14 protein-coding genes are annotated in these 23,054 nt (G+C 67.7%); 6 read left to right on the top strand and 8 right to left on the bottom strand.

Translation table 11 applies throughout. The features are described from left to right. Positions 1-57: 57 nt before the first annotated feature. The 6 genes from galA to TS85_RS08345 are packed head-to-tail and all read right to left on the bottom strand — an operon-like array spanning position 58 to position 8,573. On the bottom strand, positions 58-2,931 hold the full coding sequence (gene galA / locus TS85_RS08365) for a beta-galactosidase GalA (RefSeq protein ID WP_052507814.1): 2,874 nt from the start codon (positions 2,929-2,931) through the stop codon (positions 58-60). Continuing rightward, entirely contained in the window at positions 2,928-4,766 is a 1,839-nt protein-coding gene (locus TS85_RS08360) for a M61 family metallopeptidase (protein ID WP_052507813.1), read from the bottom strand. Before TS85_RS08360 ends, galA begins: the two co-directional genes overlap by 4 nt. Then, a complete protein-coding gene (locus TS85_RS25310) occupies positions 4,763-4,927 on the bottom strand; it encodes a hypothetical protein (RefSeq protein WP_155006345.1) in 165 nt (54 codons plus the stop codon). Before TS85_RS25310 ends, TS85_RS08360 begins: the two co-directional genes overlap by 4 nt. A 7-nt stretch (positions 4,928-4,934) precedes the next feature. Continuing rightward, positions 4,935-6,314 (bottom strand): family 4 glycosyl hydrolase, encoded by a 1,380-nt coding sequence (locus TS85_RS08355; protein ID WP_044331590.1) that lies wholly within the window; start codon positions 6,312-6,314, stop codon positions 4,935-4,937. Then, complete coding sequence (locus tag TS85_RS08350) at positions 6,298-7,221, bottom strand: carbohydrate kinase family protein (RefSeq protein WP_044331589.1); 924 nt, start codon at positions 7,219-7,221, stop codon at positions 6,298-6,300. The genes TS85_RS08355 and TS85_RS08350 overlap by 17 nt, the downstream gene beginning before the upstream one ends. Then, positions 7,218-8,573 (bottom strand): APC family permease, encoded by a 1,356-nt coding sequence (locus TS85_RS08345; RefSeq protein ID WP_044331588.1) that lies wholly within the window; start codon positions 8,571-8,573, stop codon positions 7,218-7,220. The genes TS85_RS08350 and TS85_RS08345 overlap by 4 nt, the downstream gene beginning before the upstream one ends. Positions 8,574-8,747: 174 nt before the next feature. Between TS85_RS08345 and TS85_RS08340 the strand changes: the two genes are divergently transcribed. From TS85_RS08340 to TS85_RS08320, 5 genes are all read left to right on the top strand, one after another. Then, positions 8,748-9,638 carry a MurR/RpiR family transcriptional regulator gene (locus TS85_RS08340; protein WP_044331587.1) on the top strand — a complete coding sequence of 297 codons (891 nt, stop codon included), beginning with the start codon at positions 8,748-8,750 and terminating at the stop codon, positions 9,636-9,638. Between the two features lie 141 nt (positions 9,639-9,779). Continuing rightward, positions 9,780-12,530 carry a TonB-dependent receptor gene (locus TS85_RS08335; protein ID WP_162184706.1) on the top strand — a complete coding sequence of 917 codons (2,751 nt, stop codon included), beginning with the start codon at positions 9,780-9,782 and terminating at the stop codon, positions 12,528-12,530. 12 nt (positions 12,531-12,542) lie between these two features. Continuing rightward, a complete protein-coding gene (locus TS85_RS08330; RefSeq protein WP_044331585.1) occupies positions 12,543-14,081 on the top strand; it encodes a CehA/McbA family metallohydrolase in 1,539 nt (512 codons plus the stop codon). A 241-nt stretch (positions 14,082-14,322) separates the two neighbouring features. Continuing rightward, complete coding sequence (locus tag TS85_RS08325) at positions 14,323-17,130, top strand: TonB-dependent receptor (RefSeq protein WP_077228524.1); 2,808 nt, start codon at positions 14,323-14,325, stop codon at positions 17,128-17,130. 11 nt (positions 17,131-17,141) lie between these two features. Next, positions 17,142-19,502, top strand: a complete 2,361-nt coding sequence (locus TS85_RS08320) for a GH92 family glycosyl hydrolase (protein WP_077228523.1) — start codon at positions 17,142-17,144, stop codon at positions 19,500-19,502. On the opposite strand, the gene TS85_RS08315 is transcribed toward TS85_RS08320, so the two are convergent. After that, the gene (locus TS85_RS08315) at positions 19,486-20,523 is read right to left on the bottom strand and encodes an SIS domain-containing protein (protein WP_044331584.1); all 1,038 of its coding nucleotides are present in this window, start codon (positions 20,521-20,523) and stop codon (positions 19,486-19,488) included. The two genes, TS85_RS08320 and TS85_RS08315, sit on opposite strands and share 17 nt — an antisense overlap. A 97-nt stretch (positions 20,524-20,620) precedes the next feature. On the opposite strand from TS85_RS08315, the gene TS85_RS08310 reads away from it, so the two are divergent. Then, positions 20,621-22,051, top strand: a complete 1,431-nt coding sequence (locus tag TS85_RS08310; RefSeq protein WP_044336066.1) for a glycoside hydrolase family 125 protein — start codon at positions 20,621-20,623, stop codon at positions 22,049-22,051. A 4-nt stretch (positions 22,052-22,055) separates the two neighbouring features. Here TS85_RS08310 and iolG read toward each other — a convergent pair whose 3' ends face one another. After that, positions 22,056-23,039 (bottom strand): inositol 2-dehydrogenase, encoded by a 984-nt coding sequence (gene iolG / locus TS85_RS08305; RefSeq protein WP_044331583.1) that lies wholly within the window; start codon positions 23,037-23,039, stop codon positions 22,056-22,058. Positions 23,040-23,054 lie beyond the last annotated feature (15 nt).

Genomic DNA, 23,054 nt, shown 5'->3' with positions numbered 1-23,054 from the left:
GGGGATGCGAGACAGAGAGAGAGGACAAGGAACGGCTTTCGGTGAAAGGGCGGGGGCTTAGCGGGCGGGCAGGACGGAAACGCTGCCGGCCAGCCCGAAGGGCGTGGTCGTCCCGCCGCTGTCGAACAGGATTTCCAGCACATGCGCGCCGCTCCCCGCGGGCAGCGGGATCGAGAGGCGCGCGGGTGAAGGATCGGTTTTGGCGGCGACCTGTTGGCCGTCCAGCGACACGCGCGCCGCGCCTGCAAGGCTGGCGAAGAGCAGCTGCCCCCCGCGTGCCGAGACAGCGGCGCGAGACGTAAACGTCAGCCGGAAAACGACAAAGCGGGCCTCCGGGTTCCCCGGCTCGACCGTTCCGGGCTTCAGCCACGCCCAGCTGTTCATGTCGCCCGCCGCAAGAGCGCGGTTCGGCTCGGGGGGAGTCGCGCTGGCGGGGGCGACGCGCCACTCGGTGAGCTGCTGGCGGCCGTCCAGCGGCGGCACCGTCGGCTGCGCTCCGGCGGATGCCGTGAGCTTTAGCGTAGCGGGGCGCAGTCCGTCGGCCTGTGCCGTGAGCAGGACCGGCCCGGCGCCGGGCGCCTGGACGAGGATCTGCGCGAGCCCGTTGAACAGGCGGCGGCGCGCGCGGGTGCCGTCTGCTTCGGGCAGGTCGCTTTCATGGCTGTTCGGGTCGCCATTGCCCACGCCGAGGATCGTACCGCCGGTGATATGGAAGCCGATCGCGTCCTGCGCGACCGGCACTGCGCGCCCTCGGGCGTCGATCGCCTCGACGGTCACCGGCACGGTGTCGCGCCCATCGCCGGCCAGCGTCGCGCGGTCGGGCGTCAGCCGCAGCGCCACCGGCGGCCCCGCCGTCTCGATCCGCCGATGCGCAACCGGCCTGCCGTCGCGATAGCCAATCGCCTCCAGCACGCCGGGGGCATAAGCGAGCGTCGCGCGCGCGAGCACATCGCCCGCCAGGAGAAGGTCGGCAACCACGCGCCCGTTCAGCCGGAGCACCACGCGCTCGGCATTGGTGATCGCGAGCAGCGGCACAGGCTGCCCCTCGCGCCCCGCCCAGTTCCAATGCGGCCACAGCTCGAGCACCGGCGCGTCGCTCCACAGTGCGCGACGGATGTGAAACCCGCTCTTGGCGAACCCGCAAAGGTCCATTGCGCCGAAGAACGACCCCACGCTCGGCCATTCGAACGGCGTCGGCTCGCCGCGATAGTCGAACCCGGTCCAGAAGAACCCGCCCGCGAGGAAGGGCCGATCCGCCACCGCCGCCCATGCCGCGCGGTGGGTGAGGCCCCACCCGGCATGTTCGCTGTCGTCATCGGCCAGGACATGCGCCGCCCGGTCGGTGGTCGCGGCGCCGCGCGTCATATAGGCGGAGGTGTCCTCCGAACTCAGCAGCGGCATGTCGGGGAATGCGGCATGGAAGCGGTCGAACTGCGCGGTGCCATAGTTGAACCCCACCACGTCCAGTTCGCCCGCGATGTTCGGGCTCGCGAACATCGCGCCGTTCAGCGCGGCGGTGATCGGGCGGCTGTCGTCGAGCGCGCGGACCACGGCCTTCATCCGCCGGACCATCGCCACGCCGATCCCGCTCGATTGCAGCGATTCCTCGTTGCACAGCGACCACAGGATCACGCTGGGGTGGTTGCGGTCGCGCCGCACGAGGAATGCCAGCCGCTCGAGTATGTCCGCGGCGGCGCTCAACTCGCGATGCTCGTTCAGGATCATCACCCCCAGCCGGTCAGCGGCGTCGAGCAATTCGGGCGCCGGGGGATTATGCGCACAGCGCAGCGCATTCGCGCCCATCGCCTTCAACCGCCGCAGCCGGAAATCCCACAGGCTGTCGGGCACCGCGACGCCGACCCCGGCATGGTCCTGATGCGCGCAGGCGCCGCGGATCTTGAGCGGCTGGTCGTTGAGGAAAAAGCCATGGTCGGCGTCGAAGCGGAGGGTGCGGAAGCCGATTCGGGTCTCGGTCGCATCCACCACGGCGCCGTCCTGCACCAACCGGGTCTCGACACGGTAGAGCGCGGGGCCGTCCGGCGACCAGAGCTGGGGCGATGCGACCGCGAGCGACACGCTGGCGGTTGCGCTTCCCGCCGGGGGGATCGTCAGCGTTGTCGTCGCGCCGCCCGCGGGCTCGCCATCGGGGCCGGTCAGCCGAACCGAAGCCGTCACCCCGGCGGCGGCATCGCCGCTGTTGCGAAGCGCCACCGTCACCGGCACGCGCCACTGCCCGGCGGGGTCGCGGCGCGGATCGGCATGGACGCCGTCGCTGACGATATGCACCGGCGCGCGCTTGATCAGCCAGACGTGGCGATAGATCCCTGCGCCTTCGTACCACCAACCCTCGGTGGCATCGGCATCGACGCGGATTGCCAGCGTGTTGAGGTCGTCGCCATAGAGCGCGAACGGCGACAGATCGATCGTGAAGCCGGTGAAGCCGCCAAACTGGCGATGCGCCAGCGTGCCGTTGATCCACAGCGTCGCATGCGTGGCGATCCCGTCGAAGCGCAGTTCGAGCGCGCGGTCGCGATCCTCGGGCGCCAGCGCGAAGGTGCGGCGATACCAGCCGATCCCGCGCCGCCGATAGCCCTGATCGATATTCGCCGCCGCGTCGAACGGCTGCCCCAGCGCCCAGTCGTGCGGCAGCGCCACCCGGCGCCAGTCGCCATCGTCATAATCGCTCGCCGCCGCGCCCTCGGCATTGCCCGCCTTGGCATGGGCATAGGCGGCTTCGTGGTCGAGGATCGGGGGGAAGGGGATATCGCCCTCGTGGAACCGCCACCCGCCGTCGAGCGACAGCGTCTCGCGCGGGCTTTTCGCAATCGCCGGGGTGGCCGCCAGCGGCATCGGCAGCCCAGTCGCCGCCATCCCGCCCGCCGCCGCCGATCCGCCCAGGAACCCGCGCCGTGTGGAAGCGGGGCCCGTCATCGCGGCGCCAGCATCTGGTCGAGCCCGGCGGGGCCAGTGCCGACCCGCTCCAATGTCGGATAGCGCAGCCCGCCGAACCACGGGATGGACACCGCGCGCACCTCCCCCGACTGGCGCACGGTCAAGTCGATCGGTCGGGTGCCGCCCTTGGCCTCGCGGATCGCGCGCAGCAGCGCGGCGGTGGTGAAGGGCTGGCCCGCGACCTGGAGGATCGTGGCGCCCGGCGCCATCCCGGCGCGATACGCCGGCCCCTCCCACGCGACGTCGCGCACCCCGCCATCCGCGCCGACCGACAGCCCGATCGCGTGGCGCAGGTCGCTGGCGCCCGCGCGCAGCTCGATCGACTGCCAATAGGGCGGCGGCGTGTCGACAAAGGCGAGGCGGTAGCCACCGCGCGCGATCCAGTCGAGCGGCGGCCGCGCGGGCGTGTAGAGATGGCTGCGCAGATAGCGCATCCAGTCATAGGGCATCACGCGGTTCAGCGCCGCGACGATGTCCGGCAGCCCATAGGGCGAGACCGGCGCCCCCGCACTCCCCCCCGCAAAGAAGATCGCGGCGAAATCGTCGAGCGAGCGGGCATTGCCGGTGCGCGCGCGGATCAGCTGGTCGATGTCGAGCCACACCAGCTTGCCCGCCTCGTAATAATCCGACGAGCCCTGATAATCGGCCCATCCCCGACCCTGGTCGCCGGGCATCAGCACGTCGTTCGCGGTATCGGCGATGCTGCGCCAGTCAAAGGCGGGGGCGGACTGGTAATAGGCGGCGATCCGCGCGAGCCCGTCCAGCGTATCCTGCCGGTCGACCAGCCCGCTGCGGCTTTGCAGGACATAATCCCAGAACCGCGTCTGCCCCTCATACATCCACAACAGCTCGCCGCGCATCGGCGTCGCGAAATCGGGGGTGAGCAGCCCGGCGGGGCGGCGGAACTTGCCGTTCCAGCTATGGGTGAATTCATGCGCGAGCAGGTTCCGCCGCGCCGCCATATGCGCCCAGTCGGTGAAATAGCCCGCAGGGACGCCATTCTCGGACGATGCGCGATGCTCCAGCCCCTGGCCGTCCATCGTGTCCGACAGCCAGAACAGGAAGTCGTAGCGGCGGAAGGGACGCGCCCCGAAAACCGCGAGCGCCTGGCGCACCATCGCGCGATGCGCGGCGATCTGATCGGGGGTGGCGGCAAGCTGTTCCGGCGTGTCCGCGGCAATGTTCAGCCGCACCCCCGGTGCCAGCGTCTCGCGGCGCATCGCGCGCGCCGCGAGCACGGGCGAATCGACCAGCGTGGCATAGTCGGTCTCGGGATAGGCGACGTCGTCCCCGGCATCCTCCGGCCCCAATGCGCTTGCCGAACGCCAGCCCTGCGGGAAGGTCGCGCGCGCCTGCACCCGAAGCGCCGCCACCGGCACGCCGGCAGGATAGAGCGAGACGGTGTGCCACGACAGGATCTGCATCGCCGGGGTCATCGTCACGTCGCCCTGCGCGCCGTCGGTCGGCGACAAATAGGCGAACTGCGCCACCAGCGGCCCCCGCGCGGGCAAGGTCAGGTGAAAGCTATACGGATCGACGGCGTCGCGCACCCACGCCACCGGCCTGCCATTCTGCGTGAACCGCAATCCGGCCAGCCGCGCGATCGGCCCGGATGCGTGGTGCGTGCCCGGTATCCAACGGGGATAGCGCAGCGTCAGCGCTCCGGGGGGCCGTGCGGGCAGCGTCTCGGTGACCGTGACGATGCCGTGCGCGACATCGCGTGCGTCGACTGCGATCAGGATCGGCGCCGCATCCGGTCTGGGTGCGGCGCCGATCAGCGGCAGAAGAGCTAGCGCGAGGGGTTTGCGCTTCACTCGATCCACCGCAGGGTCGCGCGGGCGTTGCCGCCGGTGGGGGCCGGCGGCGCCGCCAGCGCGAACAGGATATTCAACGCCGCCGCATCGACCCGCCCCGCTGCGCACGCCAGGGCGGGCACAGGGGCGGGGCACGGTTCGGGCGACGGGCGGACGATCATCGCTCGGTCAGCAATGCGCGCAGGTCGGGTCGAGCAGGTCGTTGAGCAGCGCGCCGGTCGGGTCCCATTCGCCGATCGCGGGATGGATCAGCAACGCCTTGCGCGCCGTCGGCCGCTCACCCGTCAGCGCCGCGTCGATCGCCGCGCGCTCATACGCCTTGATCCCGTGGACCAGCCCGATCGCCGGGTCGGGCAAGGGGGCGATCGGCAGCGGGGTGATGCTGTCACGCTCGATCCGCGACGAGGTCTCGACGATGTCGCGATCGGTCAGGTCGGGCAGGGCGCCGCGATTGCGCGTGTTGACCACGATCGTCGCCGGACGCGCGCCGGTTAGCGCGCTCATCACGTCGATGGCGATGCGGTGATAGCCGCTGGCGACGCGGAACGGATCGATGTCAAAGGTCGATTCGGGATCGAATGCCGATCCGCCTTCGGCCTCCAGCTTCATGTACGAACCCGAACGGCGATTGAGATAGGCGGCATAGGCGGCAATCGCGCCCGGCCCGTCATCGGCGCCCAGCCGGTCGCGCAGCGTCTTGATCAGCTCGATGTTGAGCGCCTCGACTTCGGTGCCGCGGCTCGATCCGTGCTTGCACTGGTTGGCCAGTGCGCGGCGGCGCTCGTAATAGAAGAACAGATATTCGGTGGGGATCAGCCGCAGCGCGCGGATCATCGCCTTGTCGAACACCGGCGCCGAATAGAGCTTGTCGAGCACCGCATCGTCGCCCAGCACGCGATCGAACACATCCTCGCCGTGCAGCCGGATGCCGCGAACCCAGCCGAGATGGTTGAGCCCGACATAGTCGCACTCGACATCGGCCAGCGTCGCGCCCAGCGCATGCGCGATATTGTGGAACAGCTCGGTCGGCGTGTCGCAGATGCCGACGATCTTGGCGTTGGTGTGGTTGGCGATCGCCTGGGTGATCAGGCCCGCCGGGTTGGTGAAGTTGACGATCCAGCCATCGGGGCTCAGCGTCTCGACCAGCCTGGCCTGCTGAATGGCGACGGGGACGGTGCGCAGCGCCATCGCGGCGCCGGCGGGGCCGGTGGTCTCCTGACCCGGAAAGCCATGGTCGATCGTCGTGCGCTCGTCGGCGGCGCGACCTGCGATGCCGCCGATGCGGATCGAATTCATCACGAACGCTGCGCCCTCGACGGCGTCTTCGATCGATGCCGCCTCGCGCACGATCAGGCTGCCGCCCTCGGCCTTGACGATCGCGCGGCCCAGCGCCGCCATGATCGCCAGCCGGTCGGCATCGGGGTCCCACAGCACCAGCTCGCGGGCGCCCAGCGCCTCGGCGGCATCGTTGACGCCGAATGTGACGAGGGGCGTGCGAACCCCGCCGCCACCGATCAGGGTCAGCTTGCGGTCAGTAGATGCGGTCATGAATGCTCCAGAGTTCCGTTCGGTCGGGAATGGCGGCCAGCGCGCCGGGTTTGCGAGTGGAAAGCGCGCCGGTGATGCAGCCGCGCTGCAAGCGGCCCCGCGCATCGGTGCCGTCGAGCAGTGCGTCGATAAAGCCGGCGTCGAACGCATCGCCCGCGCCGGTGGCGTCGACGGCGACGACCGGGGGCGGGGTCACGATGACGGTCTCGCTATTCTCCCGCGCCGCGGCGCCGCGTGCGCCCAGCTTGAGCATCGGATGCGCGATGCCCAGTGCGGCGGCACGCTCGAAATAGGCATCGACCTCGGTGCTGCCGCACAGCAGCTCGGCTTCTTTCTCGTTCGGGATGAGATGGTCGATCGCGGCCATCGTCGCGGCGTTGGCGGGATCGGCCAGCCATTCGGGCTGATACCCCATGTCGAGCGACGTCGTGATCCCCGCCGCCGCCAGCACCGGCAGCACCGCATCGGCCACGTCGCGCGCCAGCGGCATCGCGAAATGGACGTGCCGGGCGTTGGTCAGCACCGCGAGCCCATCGCCGGCGGCCAGCGCGCCGATCTGGCGGTTGACGCCGATATGGGTGAAGAACGAGCGGTCCTCGGCGGTGGAGACGCTGATCGTCGTCCCGCTCGCGCCCGCGCCGACGCGCAGCCCGCTCGGCGAAATGCCATAGGCGGCGAGGCGCGCGCTGAACCACGGCAGGTCGTCGGCGCCGACCAGCCCGACCAGCGCCACCGAACGGCCCAGCCGCGCGAGCCCGCAGGCCGTCGCCGCGGCGCCGCCGCCCATCTCGCGGGTATAGGCGTCGGTGGTCACTTCCTCGCCCGGCTGCGGCCAGGCGTGGAAACCACTGAAGACATGGTCGATATAGATTTCGCCGACCACCGCGACGTCGAGCGGGCCGCTCATCGTTCGAACGGCCAGCTTGCGCGCCGCTTGGACAGCAGCAGGAACAGCCCGGTGCCGAGCAGCATCATCACAATGCCCGCAAGGATATGCACCGGCTTGCCCGTCGCGACGATGTACAGCCACCCCGCCAGCGTGACGATCACCGGCAGCGGGTAGAGCGGCATGCGGAACTGCCCCGGCTGCGCGACTGGATTGCGCCGCCGCAGCATCACCACCGCGAAGCATTGCGCGGTATATTGGAACAGCGTCTGGATGACGATCAGCACCGCGATGAGGTTGTCGAGCGACACCAGGCACGCGACGGCGGAGGCGATGCCCATGAACAGCAGCGAAATCGCCGGGAAGCCGCCCTTTTTGTGCAACCGGGCAAAGGGCGCGAAGAACTCGCCTTCGACCGCGGCGGCATAGGGCACGCGCGAATAGCCGAGCAGCACGACCAGCGCCGATCCCCAGCTCGCGATCAGGATCAGGATCGCCACGGTGATGCCGCCGATCGGGCCGTAGAGCGCCTGCATGAACTCGGCGACCACCGCCTTGGACTGCATCGCCTCGCGCCACGGCAGCACGCCCAGGATCGCGAGGTTCAACCCGATATACAGCGCCGCGACGATCGGGATCGACAGCAGCACGGCGCGCGGGATGGTGCGCTGGGCGTCGCGGACTTCGCCGCCCAGCATGCAGACATTATTGTAGCCGCCATAATCATAGACGCCGATCAGCGTCGCGGCGCCCAGCCCCATCCAGAAGCCATGGGTGGGGGAGAAGGCGTTGGCGGGAAAGTCGAAGGCGCGGGCGGCGTTGAAATGGAGCGCGCCGCTCAGGATGATCCACAGGCATGCGCCGATCACGATCACGCTGACCGTGATCGACAGCCGCTGGATCGAGCGCACGTCGCGCCAGAGCAGCCCGGTGTTGAGCAGGCAGACGCCCGCGGCCAGCGCGGCGATGCCCCAGCCGGTCAGCGAGGGGACGAGATAGGTCGCATATTGCGCTAGCCCGACCGTGCCCGATGCGATCGACATCGGGCCGATCAGCAGCGTCTGCCACAGGTATAGAAACCCGAACAGGCGGCCCAGCTTGGACGGGCCGAATGCCTCGCGCAGATAGTGGAAAGGGCCGCCCGAACGCGGCAGCGTCGAGCCCAGCTCCGCCCAGACAAAGCCGTCGAACAGGCACAGCACCGCGCCCAGCAGCCAGCCGAGCAGCGCCTGCGGCCCGCCCATCGCCGCGAGCGCGAGCGGGATCGTGATGAACGGCCCGATGCCGATCATGTTGAGGAGATTGGCCGAAAGCCCGCCGACAAGGCCGATGCCCCGGCGCGGCGCGAGCGCGTCGCCTGGTGCGGTCACCATGCCGCGGGTCCGTTGGGCACTGCCCGTTTACTCCGCATTCCTTTGCTTCCCCAGCCCACCGACACCGGCATTAGACAATTCATGTCAGCCGCAAGTCAATATGAAATTTCTATTCCAAACACGATCGTTGCAAAGTTTCGCGCTTTTCCTATTCTCCACGCGAGGGAGACGAGGATGAACGATATTGACGCGGCGGTGCCGGCGACCGGAGAGGAATTGCGCGATGCGATTCTCGCGCGCTACGACTCGCTCAGCAAGCGGCTCCAGCATGTCGCACGCTATGTGCTCGACCATCCCGAGGATATGGCGCTGCAGACGCTGATGGTGATCGCCGAACGCTCGGGCGCACAGCCCTCGGCGGTGGTGCGCTTCGCCAAGTCGCTGGGGTTCACCGGCGCCGGGCCGATGCAGAAGCTGTTGCGCGAGAGCCTGCTCGCCCGCAATGCGGCGCTCGGCTATGGCGAGCGTGTCCACCAGTTCAACGCCTCGGTCAGCCAGTCGGTGTCGGAGAAGGGCGTCGGCGCGCTGATCGACGAGTTTACCGAGGGCGACATCCTCGCGCTCCAGAATGCGCGCGAAGTGATCGGCCATGCCGGGCTGGCGGATGCCGTCGCGATGATCCGCGAGGCGAATGTCGTCCATCTGGCGGGGATGCGGCGCGCGTTTCCGGTGGCGGCCTATCTGGCCTATGCCATCCCGCAGGCGGGTAAGCCGACGATGCTGATCGACGGCGTCGGCGGGCTCGCCTTCCAGCAGTTCCGCGCGATGCGGCCCGGCGACCTGCTGATCGCGATCAGCTACCACTCCTATGCCATGGAGACCGTCAGCGCGGCGGAGGCGGCGGTTGCCGCCGGTGCGCGGGTGCTCGCGATTTCGGACAGCCTGCTGAGCCCGATCGCCAAGCTCGCCGACCACACTTTGCTGGTCCGCGAATCGGAGGTGCGCGGCTTCCGTTCGCTATCCGCGTCGCTGTGTGTGGCCCAGGCGCTGGTGGTCGGCCTGGCCTATGAAAAGGAGATTGGCGCCGCGACCAAGCGCCAGCCCGAACCCGCCGACGCATCCTAGGTGACTGATATCCAATGAAATATAAATTCTGCGACGGAATAATATGAATATTTTATATTGACACAAACCTGACCAATCTGTTCTCTAATGGCCCGTGGACGATGCTCGGTGGGGGCGTCGCAATCGCCATCGGGGACGATAATGAAAACGGGAATGAGCAAGGCGCGGCTGCTGTCGGGGGTCGTCGCGATCGTGACGCTGGGTGCGGCGGCGCCGGCATGGGCACAGGACAGCAGCGCGCAGGACGCCACCCAGGCATCGCCCGCCGATGTCGACGACAGCCTCACCTCGGACATCGTCGTCAACGGCAAGCGCGAGCGCACTGCGCTCAACGACGAGCGCGATGCCACCGGCACCGTGGACATCGTCACCACCGGCGACATCGCGATCCGCTCGCAGACCAGCGTCGCCGACCTCGCCAAGCAGCTTCCCGGCATCTCGGTCAGCCGCGACCAGGGCCGCAACCAGAGCGCGACCGGCGAGGCCCAGTTCGTCTCGATCCGCGGCTTCGATACCAGCTATAACGCCTACACGCTCGACGGCATGCGCCTGCCGCAGATTGCGGGCTCGTCGCGCGCGATCTCGCTCAACCTGTTCTCGCCCTTCGCGGTCGGCGGGATCGCGGCGGACAAGACGCCGGGCGCCGCCAAGGATTCGGATTCGATCGCGGGCATCATCGACCTGCGCACGCCCACGGCGTTCGACTTCAGCGGCAATTTCGTCCGCGCCCGTGCGCTCGGCCAGCTCGCCAGCCTCGCGCGCTCGCGCAAGCAGGAAGGCACCGGCGCAGCGGTCGGCGTCGACGCGGCCCGCCGCTTCGGGTCGGACCATCAGTTCGGCCTCTATGTCGCCGCCTATTACGAAAACCGCGCCAACGCCGCCGAATCGACTGCGGTGCAGAACGACTATAAGGCGACCAACAAGACCACCCAGACCGTGCGCCAGGTCTATGAGGCCGGCGGGTCGCTCTCGGCCGACGGCGTGCAGTGGAATTTCTACAACAACGAAATCAAGCGCTACGGCGCCAGCGGCGCGCTTGATTTCAAGAGCGATGCGGTCGATCTGTTCGCGCGGGTCAATTACGCGACCTACAACAATACCAACACGATGAACCAGACCGGGCTGCGCAACGAGCTGACCAGCGGCCAGACCAACCCCAATGGCGGCGCCTATAACGCCGCGGGTGTCTACACCCCGCTCGGCATCAACCCCGCCAGCTATTTCCGCACCGAGGATGTCGAGCAGGAGCTGTTCTCGGCGCAGATCGGGGCGAAGGCGCATTGGAACGGCTTCACTGCGTCGATCGAGGGCGCCTATGCCGATGGCCGCTTCGATCAGCCCAACCGGATCGAGGCGGCGTTCCGCGGCGTCGCCTATAACGGCGCGGCCGGCAATACCGGCGCCGCGACCGAGGGCGTCGTCGTCGACCTGTCGAACGTCAAATCGCCGCGCCCGGTGCTGTCGTCGGGTGCCACCGCCTATATCTCGTCGCTCGACCGCCCGACCCAGCTCTACGTCCAGCAGGGCTATGACTATCTGTCGGAGACCAAGAAGACCGTGAAGGCCAGCCTCGGCTGGGAAGGCGAGGGGCTGCTCTCGAGCGTGTCGGTCGGCGGACTGTACGAGGATTCGGACCGCGATGGCCGCAGCCTCGCGCCCGACAATACCCGCTATCGCTTCCTGACCCCGCTTCAGGCGGGGACCGTCCAGGGGCCGAGCATCGCGCAATATGGCGGCGCGGTGATCAACGGCTTCCTCGATTATTATCCGCCGCGCCCGATCAAGGTGCTGTCGCGCAGCACGCTCGACGAACAGGTCGCAACCTATGTCGCGCCCAAGGTCATTTCGCAGGAGATCCTGAACCAGGGGCTGACCAAGGGTACCGAGGACCGCAAGGCGCTGTATGCCACCGCGACGCTCAAGTCGGGCCTGGTCGAAGTGATGCCCGGCATCCGGTATGAGGATAACAGCTTCTCGGCGCAGTATTGGCTGTCGGATTCGGACGGCGCGCGGTTCGTCAACGCCGGACGCGATTACGACCATGTCGATCCCAGCCTGCTGGTCGCATGGCGTCCCGACAACCGCTTCGTCGTCCGCGGTGCGGTGCGCTCCAGCTATTCGCGTCCCTCGTTCGACCAGATTGCGGGCACGACCAAGATTTCGCGCGACGCCGAAAGCAACGCGATCGTCTCGATCACCCAGCCCAACCCTGATCTCAAGCCGGTCGAGGCATGGAGCTATGACGCGGGCTTCGATTATTACGGCGGGGTCGGACGCTATTTCCAGCTCGCGGTCTATTACAAGGACCTGAAGAACATCGTCGTCCCCACGGGCACCCGCTCGATCGGTGAGACGATCGACGGCATCGTCTATATCCGCCCGACCAATGGCCGCACCGGCAATGCCAAGGGTGTCGAGGCCTCGGGGCGCTTCACGCTGGGCGATCTGGTCGGCGGCGGCGTGCTCGGCAATCTGGGTGTCGGCGGCAACGTCACCTACCAGAAGACGCGCGCGACCTATGCCATCACCAACACCGACGTTCGCACCACCAGCCTGCCCCAGGCGCCGGACCTGATCTACAATGCCGAGATTTTCTACGGCGGCGGCGGCATCCGGGCGAACCTGTGGTACAATTACACCGGCCGCATCCTGGCGACGGTGCAGGACAGCCAGCCCGACATCTATGTCCAGCCGGTCGGCGAGCTCAATTTCGGTGTTGCCTATGAAGTGACGCCAAACCTCGAAGTCGGCATCTCCGGTCGCAACATCCTGGACCAGCACACCTATTGGGCGACGGTCGGCAAGGGAAAGACCTATATCTCCAACGACCGCAACGGCGGCTATATGAAGACCGGCAGCGTCTTCCAGCTCAGCCTGACGTTGAAGATGTAAGGAACGGGGGTCATGGTGCGGCGATGCTTTCTTGCGGTGGCGATGCTGATGGCCTCGCCGGCCACCGCCGCACCAGACTTCGCCGCAGCGGACCCCGGTGCGCCCGCCGACGCATTCGGGCGCGCCGCCGATGTCGCGCTCGACGGGATGATCGAGGGCAGGGACCGGGCCACCACCCGCGACCTGCCGTTCGACGTTCCCATGGGCACCGCGCAGGTCCATGTCGCCTTCACGTTCGAGGGGCGTGATCGCGGCACCACGATCACGCTCGGCGTTGCCGATCCCCAGCGGTTTCGCGGCTGGGGCGGCGGCACCAAATATGAATTCTCGATCGCGGACGCCTATGCGACGCCGTCGTTCCTGCCGGGTCCCATCCCGGCGGGCCGCTGGCGGCTGATGATGACCGTGCCCAGCATCCGCGACGGAGAGCGCTCCGCATGGCATGCGCGCATCTGGTTCTCGCGGGAGAGCAACCTCGACGAAGTGTCCTTCTCCCCGCGCCCGATCCGCCCCAACGCGGGCTGGTATCGCGGCGACCTCCACTCGCATAGCGGCCAGAGCGATGCGCGGTGCCGCAGCCTGGCGGGGCGCGAGGCCGGGTGCCCGCCTTTCTACACCTTTCAGGAAGCGGCGGCGCACGGGCTCGATTTCGTCGCGCTCACCGATCACAACGTCACCTCGCACTTCATCGACATGGGCTATCTCCAGCCGCATTTCGACACGCTGCTGCTGTTGCCCGGCCGCGAGCTCACGACGCGCGACGGGCATGCCAATCTGCTCGGCTATATGGGGTTCGTGGAAACCGATATCGGGCGCCCGGGGGCGGAAACCGATGCCCAGCTTATAGCCAGCGCGCACGCAACCGGCGGCTTTCTGACGATCAACCATCCCTCGCGCCCGACGGGGGAGGATTGCCTGGGCTGCGGATGGGCGCCGAAAGACACCGATTACACCCAGGTCGACGCGATCGAGGCCGTGAACGGCGGATCGACGCTCGAAACCCCCGGCGATCGCGAGGCGGCGATCGAGAAGCAGATCCACTGGTGGGAGGCGCTGCTCGATCGCGGTTACCGGCTCGTCGGCGTCGCTGGCAGCGACAACCATGATGCCCTCCAATATCGCGGCAACTCGCCGATCGGCCCCCAGGCGCCGATCGGCAGTCTCGCCACCGTTGTCCATGCCGATGCGCTTTCACAGGGCGCGGTACTGGCCGGGCTGCGCAGCGGGCGCGTGTTTATCGATCTGGGCGAGGGCAGGGGGCGGCTGCTCGATCTGTCCGCCCGGCGCGGAACCGCGGGCGCAGTGATGGGCGGGACCCTGCCGGCGCAGGGACGAAAGCCGATTGCCGTCCGGATTCAAGTCGCGGGGGTCGTCGGCGGTCGAGTCGAACTGGTGGTCGACGGGCGCATTGTGCCGCTTGCGAACGGCGCGATAACGCAGGACGGCGTCATCGAAACGACGCTCCCCGCCGCGCGGCGCTGGTTCCGCGCGAATGTCCGCCGTGGCGACGGCAGTATCTGGCTCGTCGGCAACCCGATCTACCTGCGCTGAACGCGGTCCATCGCGGCATCGCGTTCCCTTTCGAATGCCCGATTCGGGCAGCGGATTGGTGCGTCGGGCACGCGCCGCTGGAGCCCCCTGTGATCGATAAGCCGCAGCCCCCGATTAAAATATAGAAATTACAAATCAAATACAGATCAAACGGAAAATGCATATTGACATGGAAATGACAATCGCATTCCCTCTGCGTAACGAAAGCGCGGGCACGATGCCGGCGCACAGGGAGGTTTCTATGTACGGGTTCGAGACGCGCGTCCGGCTACTCTGTGGCACGATGTTGATGGCCGGCATGGTGTTCGCACCGGGGATCGCCGCGGCGCAGGATACCGCACCGGCACAGGATTCGACGGTGGCGCAGTCCGCGCCTGCGCAGGCCGACGATGCCGGCAGCACGATCGGTGAAATTGTCGTGGTCGGCAATCGCTACGAGGCCACCGATCTCCAGATGCGCTCGTCGAACACGACCAGCGTGCTTTCCGCCGACGATCTGTCGCACACTGCGGTCCACAACGTTGCCGAGGCGCTGGGGCTGTTGCCCGGCATCAACGTGATGAACACCGGCTCGGCCTTTGCCGGCGGTGTCGACGGTGCCTCGCGCGGCGAGGGCATGTTCGTGTCGGTCCGCGGGCTGAACGCCGAATACAACCTCAACCTGATCAACGGCGTCTCGGTGGCGCAGGGCAATCCGTACAGCCGCGGCGTCCAGCTCAGCCTGTTGCCGCCGTCGGGCCTTCAGACGATCGTGCTCAACAAGACGTCGCAGGCAGACATGCTCGGCGATGCGATCGGCGGCACGATCGATTTCCGCACTCCCTCTGCCTTTGACTATAGCGACGATCTGCGCGGGTCGGTGACGGTCGGCGGGCGGATGGAAAGCCGCGCGCGCGCCTATGGCAAGAACGGCCTGGGCTATAACGTCGCCGGCGACCTGTCGGGCAAATTCGGCGCCGACCAGCAATTCGGCCTGTATGTCAGCGGCTTCTATGACATCCGCCATTACGCCAACAGCCTTGTCGGCGGGATCCAGGCATCGGGCTGCTGCGATTTCGGCTATGATTTCGCGGTCCAGAACGCCGATGGCTCGAACCCGAGCAACATCGATCCCGCGTCGAACCTGATCATGACCGGCGCCAATTTCGGCATGTCGTCGGGCTATACCGAACGCTATGGCGGCAACGCGGCATTCGACTGGCGCCCCACCGATACCACGTCGCTCTACGCCCGCGTCACCTATGCCAAGGCGAACACCGAGCAGAACAGCGCGCTGACTCAGGTCATCGCGATGGACAAGAAGACCGGGTCCAACGGTACGCCGCTCGGCAACGGCCTGTATGCGCCGATCCTGAGCAATGTCTCGACGCGCTTCTGGTACGAGACCAACCCCGCGCTCGCGACGCTGGGCACCGCGCAGCTGGGCGGCGAGTTCCGTTCGGGCAATCTGACCGTCGCGCCGAACGTCTTCTACAGCTGGGGCAGCAACGAGCGTCCCAACCATATCGAAGTCGCGGCGCGTACTGCGGGCAACGGCATCGCCTATGGCGGGTCGACGTTGTTCGGCTACCAGAACGGCTATCCGACGCCGCTGCTGTCGTCGGAGATGTACGCCGCGCTCAACAACATCGCGGGAATGCCCGCCAATGGCGGCGCCCCCGAATACACCCCGCAGACCAGCGAGCAGAAGAAGGGCGGTGCCAAGCTCGACCTGCGCTATGACTTCGACGACAGCGCACTCCAGTTCGTCAAGGGCGGGGTTCGCTACGAAAAGAGCAAGCGCGAGATCACCAACCGCGACTATACCGTGTCGGGCTATGGCGGCGCGTCGACCTTTGGCCAGCTGGGTATCATCTCGGACACCTATTCCAGCGTATGGCCGGGCCGCTATGGGTGGGACGTGCCGGAAATCGACCAGAGCAAGCTGTTCGACCTGTTCAACCGGCTGGGCGGCGCGACCGATGCGACGATCGACACCTGCGGCAGCAATCCGATCAACAGCTATAACTGCAACACGCAAAAGGCGACCGAACAGGTCTATGCCACCTATGCGATGGCGCAGTTCAAGTTCGGCGATGTCGAAGTGATCCCCGGCGTGCGCTATGAGCATACCGATATCGACAACACCTTCTGGGTCACGCCCACGGTCAACGGCGTGACCGGCACCGGCGCATTCGCCAGCAACACCGCGAAGTTCGACGCGCTGCTGCCCAGCGTCGCGGTGAACTACCGCCCGAGCGGCAACGCGGTGTACCGCGCATCGGTGTGGACCAGCTATGTCCGCCCGCCCTTCCTCCAGCTGGGCGGCGGTTCGAGCACCAATGTCTCGGGCGGCGTGACGACGGTGACGCAGGGCAATCCCGACCTGAAGGCGATCCGCGCGCTGAACGTCGATGCGTCGGGCGAATGGGATTTCGGCCAGGGCGGCCACCTGATGCTCGCCGGCTTCTACAAGCGGCTGCGCAACTACATCTACGACAATGGCAGCAGCGCGGGCATCGTCACCGGCAGCAATTTGGGCGTGACGACGGGCACGATCACCTACAAGCCGCAAAATGGCGGGTCGGGCGACGTGTACGGCATCGAGGCGAGCGCACGGCAGAAGCTGTCGGCGCTTCCGGGGTTGCTGAGCGGCCTGGGCATCGGGGCGAACGTGACGCGCCAATGGACCAAGGTCGACGTGCTCGGCGACAGCACCCGCATGGACCGCATCCAGAACGCGCCCGACCTGATGGCGAACGTCCAGCTCTTCTACGAGGCCGGGCCGGTCAGCTTCGACGTGAACTACACCCACAGCGGCGCCTATGTCTCGGTGTATGACACGCTGGGCAAGGGTTCGACCTGGGACGATACCTGGGTCCGCCCGACCAACCGGGTCGACCTGCATGCCGGGCTGGAAGTGACGCGGGCGTTCAAGCTCGACCTGTCGGTGGCGAACGTCTTCAACAACTACAGCTATTGGGCGCATATCGGTAAGGACAGTCTCGCCGTATCCGACATCGTGAATTCGGGCACGACGACGCTGCTGACCGGCACCTACAAGTTCTGAGGACGATACCCATGAAATCGACGCGCCGTGATCTGCTGACCGGAGGGCTGGCAATCGCGGCCGCCGCCACGACGACCGGTCGGGCTGCCCTTGCGGCACCCGCCGGCCCCGGGGCGGACCTGTGCCGCCATGTCGATCCGTTCATCGGCACCGGCGGGCACGGCCACACCTATCCCGGTGCGACCCGGCCCTTCGGCATGGTCCAGCTTGGCCCCGATACCGACAATGCCCGATGGGATGCCTGTTCGGGCTATCATCATGACGATGGCTCGATCCTGGGGTTTTCGCATACGCACCTGAGCGGCACCGGCGTTGGCGACCTGCTCGACGTGCTGGTGGTGCCGCGCACCGGCCCGGTGGTGCTGGAGCCCGGATCGCTGCAAAAGCCCGAGGGCAGCTATCGCCAGCGCTTCTCGCACGCCGACGAGCGCGCCTCTCCGGGCTATTACGCCGTCGCCTTTCCCGATAGCGGCATCGGCGCGGAACTGACCGTCACCGATCGCGTCGGGCTGCACCGCTATCGCTTTCCGGGCGCCGGGCATCTGCTGGTCGACCTTGCGCATGGATCGCGCGACGAGCCCGATGCGGCGAGCATCGGCTTCGATCCGCCCAAGCCCACCCCCGTCACCGACGCGCATCTGCGGCTGGTCGGGCGCGACATGCTGGTGGGCAGCCGCCGGGTCCAGCAATGGGCCGGTGGCCGCGTGATCCATTTCGCGATGCGGCTGTCGCGGCCCTTTGCCGAAGCGCGCTTCTTCAGCAGTGATTCCGAAGCGGCGGCGGGCACCGCCGCGATCGACGGCGCCGCGCTCAAGGTCGCTCTGATGTTTCCCGACGCCGGTGCCGCGCCGCTGCTGGCGAAGGTCGCGTTGTCGGGCGTCGATATCGAGGGCGCGATCCGCAACCTCGATGCAGAGGCGGCGGACTGGGATTTCGAGCGCGTCCACCGCGAGGCGCGCGCCGCGTGGGAAGCCGAACTGGCGCGGATGCAGGTCGAGCCCGCCAGCGCCGACGAGGCGCGCATATTTTACACCGCCGCCTATCACGCGCTGCTGGCGCCGACGCTGTTTTCGGATGTCGACGGGCGGTATCGGGGCATGGACACCGCGGTCCACCAAGTGCCTGCGGGGAGCCATAACTACAGCACCTATTCGCTGTGGGACACCTATCGCACGCTCCACCCGCTGCTGACGCTGGTGCAGCCGCAGCGCAACGCCGATCTCGTGCGCGGGCTTGCCCGCATGACGCTGGAAAGCCCGCATGGCCCGCCGATCTGGCCGCTCCAGGGGATCGAGACGCATTGCATGATCGGCTGGCATTCGGCGGTGGTGATCGCGGAGGCTGCGGCGAAGGGGGTGCCCGGCATCGACTATGCTGGCGTGTGGCCGCGCTTCCGCAAGCTGGCGTTCGACGAGGATGTGAAGGGGCTCGACCCCTATCGCCGCCTGGGCTTCATCCCCAGCGACAAGGTGGCCGAGGCTGCGAGCAAGACGCTGGAATATGCCTATGATGACTGGGCGATGGCGCGACTGGCCGAGGCGGCGGGGGCGATGGCGGATGCGGCGGCGCTGCGGGCGCGTTCGCGCAACTATCGCAACCTGTTCGATGCCGGAACCGGGTTCATCCGGCCCCGACTGGCCGATAGCAGCTGGGCCGAGCCGTTCGATCCGCGTTCGCTGGGGCATGACACCAACCACTGGCGCGACTTCACCGAGTGCAATGCGTGGCAGGCGACGTTCCTGAACCAGCATGACGTGTACGGCCTGATCGACCTGTTCGGCGGCGATGCCGCGTTCGAGGCGAAGCTCGACGCGCTGTTCGCGGCGGACAGCACGCTCCCTGTCGACGCGCCTCCCGATGTCAGCGGGCTGGTGGGGCAATATGCGCATGGCAACGAGCCGAGCCACCACGTCGCCTATCTCTATGCCTATTGCGGCGCGCCATGGAAGACGCAGGCGCGCGTGCGGATGCTGTTGCAGGGCCAGTATCGCGCGGCGCCCGACGGGCTTTCGGGCAATGAGGACTGCGGCCAGATGAGCGCGTGGTACATCATGAGCGCGCTGGGCCTGTATCCCGTCGATCCGGTCAGCGGCGTGTATGTGTTCGGGTCGCCGGTGCATCGTCGCGCGACGCTGAACGTGGGTGAGGGGAAGACGCTGGTGGTCGAGGCGCCGGGCGTGGGGCCCGATACGGTCTATGTCCAGCGCGTTACCTGGAACGGCACGCCGTGGCGCAAGAGCTGGATCGACCATGCCGAGCTCGCGAAGGGCGGTCGGCTGGTGTTCCAGATGGGCAATCGGCCGAACCCCGCCTTCGGGCGCGATCCGGCCGATCGTCCGCCATCGTTCGGGGCGGTCAGACCGTCCGCGTGACCTTGGCCAGATGCGGCGGCGCGTCGGGGTCGAGCCCGCGCGCCAGCGACAGCGCATTGGCGGCGCGGTAAAAGCTCTGGAGCGCCAGCAGCGGCTCGATCGCCGGATGCGCCGCCGCTGTGGGGAGAATGCCCCCGGCGTCGCCCGCATCGGCCAGCAATATCCGCGCGCCGCGAGCGGCGAACTCGGCGGCAACCGCGCGGACGCTGTCCCCGGCGCGATCCGAGCCGGCGACGGCAAGGATCGGGAAATCCGCGCCCACGATCGTCATCGGGCCATGACGCACCTCGGCGGCGCTATACGCCTCGGCGTGGAGCGCGCAGGTTTCCTTGAGCTTCAGCGCCATTTCCTGCGCGATCCCCAGCCCATAGCCACGCCCGATCACGAACAGGTTGCGTGCCCCGGTCAGCGACTGGACCATCGGCGACCAATCCTGTGCGAACGCCGTGCGCAGCGTAGCGGGAAGGGTGCGCACCGCCGCGTGCAGCGCCGCGTCCTGTGCCGTCTCGGCCACGATTGCCGCGAGCGCGGCCATCGCCGCGAGGCAGGATTTGGTCGCCGCGACCGACCTTTCCGGCCCGGCGCGCAACGCGATGATCGTGTCGGCGGCATCCGCCAGCGGCGACTCCTCGTCGTTGACCAGCGCGACGATGTGCGTGCCCGTGCGCCGATGCGCTTCGACCGTGGCGAGCAGATCGGGGCTGCGGCCCGATTGCGAGATGGCGATGCACAGCGTGTCCGGCGCCCCCCCGGCGGGCGCATCGAACACCGACGCGATCGATGGCGCAGCGGAGACCACCGGAATTCCCAGCATCGCCTCGAACAGATATTTGCCATAGGTCGCGGCATGATCCGACGAGCCGCGGGCGCAGGTGACGACCAGCCGGGGCGGGGTGGCCCGCAGCCGTTCCGCCAGCGCGGTGATCGCGAACTGGTTATGGTCGAGCAACCGGGCCACGGCGGCGGCGGCCTCGCCAGCCTCGGCGAACATCAAACTTGTGTCTTCCGCCCGATCGATCATGTGCCGTGCCTCGCATTTCCAGAGTACACCGGTTCAAATATTCCAAGATGAGCATATTTGCTAGATTTCTTTCTATTCCTGTGATGGGATGCCCGGCATGACTCATATTTGCTCCAACAAGACTGATCGCCGTGCGGTGCTGGGCGGCATGATCGGAATGCTGGCCCCGCTCCCCTCGCTGGCGCGCGATGCACGGGTCTCGCAGCGCCCGGTTCCGGCGGAACGGCGCTTCACCAGCGCCGCGGTGGAGGCGGAGATTGCGCGGGTATCGGCGCGGATCGGCGACCCCGAACTCGCCTGGCTGTTCGCCAATTGCTATCCCAACACGCTCGATACGACCGTGGAGACAGGCATTGTCGAGGGGCGGCCCGACACCTTCCTGATCACCGGCGACATCCCGTGCCTGTGGCTGCGCGACAGCGCCGCGCAGGTTCACGGCTATCTCCCGCTCGCGCGGCGCGACCCGGCGCTGCGCAGGCTGTTCCACGGGCTGATCGCGCGGCATGCCCGCTGCATCCTGATCGATCCCTATGCCAATGCCTTTACGCGGGACCCCGGCGCGGCGACGCCGCTATCCTGGGCGAAGGACGACATGACGACGATGCTGCCCGGCGTCGCCGAGCGGAAATGGGAAGTCGATTCGCTATGCCATGTCCTGCGGCTGGCGCATGGCTATTGGCGCGCGACGCGCGATCCCGCGCCGTTCGATGCGCTATGGGCAAAGGCTGCGCGGACGATCGTCGATACCTTCCGCGCTCAGCAAAGGCTGGACGGCCCGGGCCCCTATCGCTTCCAGCGCGCGGCAGAGAGCGCCACCGATACGCTGATCCTCGAGGGGCAGGGCGCCCCGACGCGCAAAATCGGGCTGATCCATTCGATGTTCCGCCCGTCCGACGACGCCTGTACTTATCCGTTCCTCATCCCGGCAAACCTGTTCGCAGTGACGGCGCTGCGCTGGCTGGCCGAGATCGCGCACCAGGCGTGCGGCGACGCGGCGCTGGCGGCGGAGGCGGTCGCGCTGGCCGATCAGGTCACGGTGGCGCTGCGCGCGCATGGCCGGATCGGGGCGGGCCCCGATGCGGTCTGGGCCTATGAAGTCGATGGCTATGGCAACACGCTGTTCATGGACGATGCCAATGCGCCCAGCCTGTCGTCGCTCGCCTATCTCGGCTGCGTGCCCCGGGACGACGCGCTGTTCCGGCGGACCGAGGCGCGGTGCTGGAGCGACGCCAACCCCTATTTCTTCCGCGGGCCGGCGGGTGAGGGGATTGGCGGGCCGCATGTCGGGTTGGACATGATCTGGCCGATGTCGCTGATCGTTCGCGGGCTGAGCAGCGACGACGACGCCGTGATCCGCCGGTGCCTGCAGGTGCTGAAGACCACCCATGCCGACACCGGCTTCATGCACGAGGCGTTCGCCGCCGCCGATCCGGCGAAGTTCACCCGAAGCTGGTTCGCCTGGGCCAATGCGATGTTCGGCGAATTGATCGTCGACCTTGCAGCGCGACGCCCGGCGCTGCTGGCGTAGGGCGTCAGGGCGTTTCCATCCGACCGATGTGGAGCGACCGCGTTGCCGCCGCGGCCAGCGCCAGCGCGGCCACGCCGTCGCGGTGGGTGATCGCGGGCGCCGCGCCGGCGATCACCTCGGCGAAATGGTCCAGCTCGGCACGATAGGCCGCGGCATAGCGATCGAGGAAGAAATTCTGGAGCCGGTCGCGCGTCGCGCCCTCCTCGTGCCAGGTTTCCACCATCGTCTCGGCGACATTGCCGACGCGCAGCATGCCGCGTGCGCCGAACGCCTCGATCCGCTGGTCATAGCCATAGCCGCTGCGACGGCTGGAACTGATGCTGCACAGCCGCCCGCTGGCGGTGCGCAACACGGTGCGCGCGGTGTCGACATCCCCCGCCGCGCCGATCGCCGGATCGATCAGGCACGATGCGCTGGCGAACACCCCCACTGGCTCCTCGTCCAGCAGCCATCGCGCCATGTCGAAATCATGGATCACCATGTCGGTGAACATGCCGCCCGATCCCGCGACATAGGCAGGCGGCGGCGGGGCGGGATCGTGGCTGACGATATGCAGCGACTCCAGCGCCCCCACTGCACCGCCCGCCAGCCGCGCGCGCAGCGCTGCGAAATGCGGGTCGAAGCGCCGGTTGAACCCCAGCAACACGCGCGCGCCAAGAGCATCCAGCCGGTCGGCGGCAGCAACCGCGGCGGCAAGGCTCTGGTCGAGCGGCTTTTCGCATAGGACGGGCTTGCCCGCTTCGGCGGCGGCGATCGTATAGGCGATGTGGGTGTCGGTGGCGCTCGCGACGATGATCCCGGCCACCTCCGGGTCGTTGATTGCGGCATCGGCGTCTGCGCTTCGCGCGCCATGGCGCTCCGCGAGCGAGGCTGCGGCGTCGACATCCCGGTCCACGACATGCAGCAGCCGCAACCGTGAATGCGCGGCGATATTGGCCGCATGGATACGCCCGATCCGCCCAGCGCCGATCAGCGCAATTGCGTGCATGCCGCGTTCCTTTCG

The sequence above is a fragment of the Sphingomonas hengshuiensis genome (assembly GCF_000935025.1).
Classification (GTDB): domain Bacteria; phylum Pseudomonadota; class Alphaproteobacteria; order Sphingomonadales; family Sphingomonadaceae; genus Sphingomonas; species Sphingomonas hengshuiensis.
This window is presented reverse-complemented; position numbering and strand designations above follow the sequence as displayed.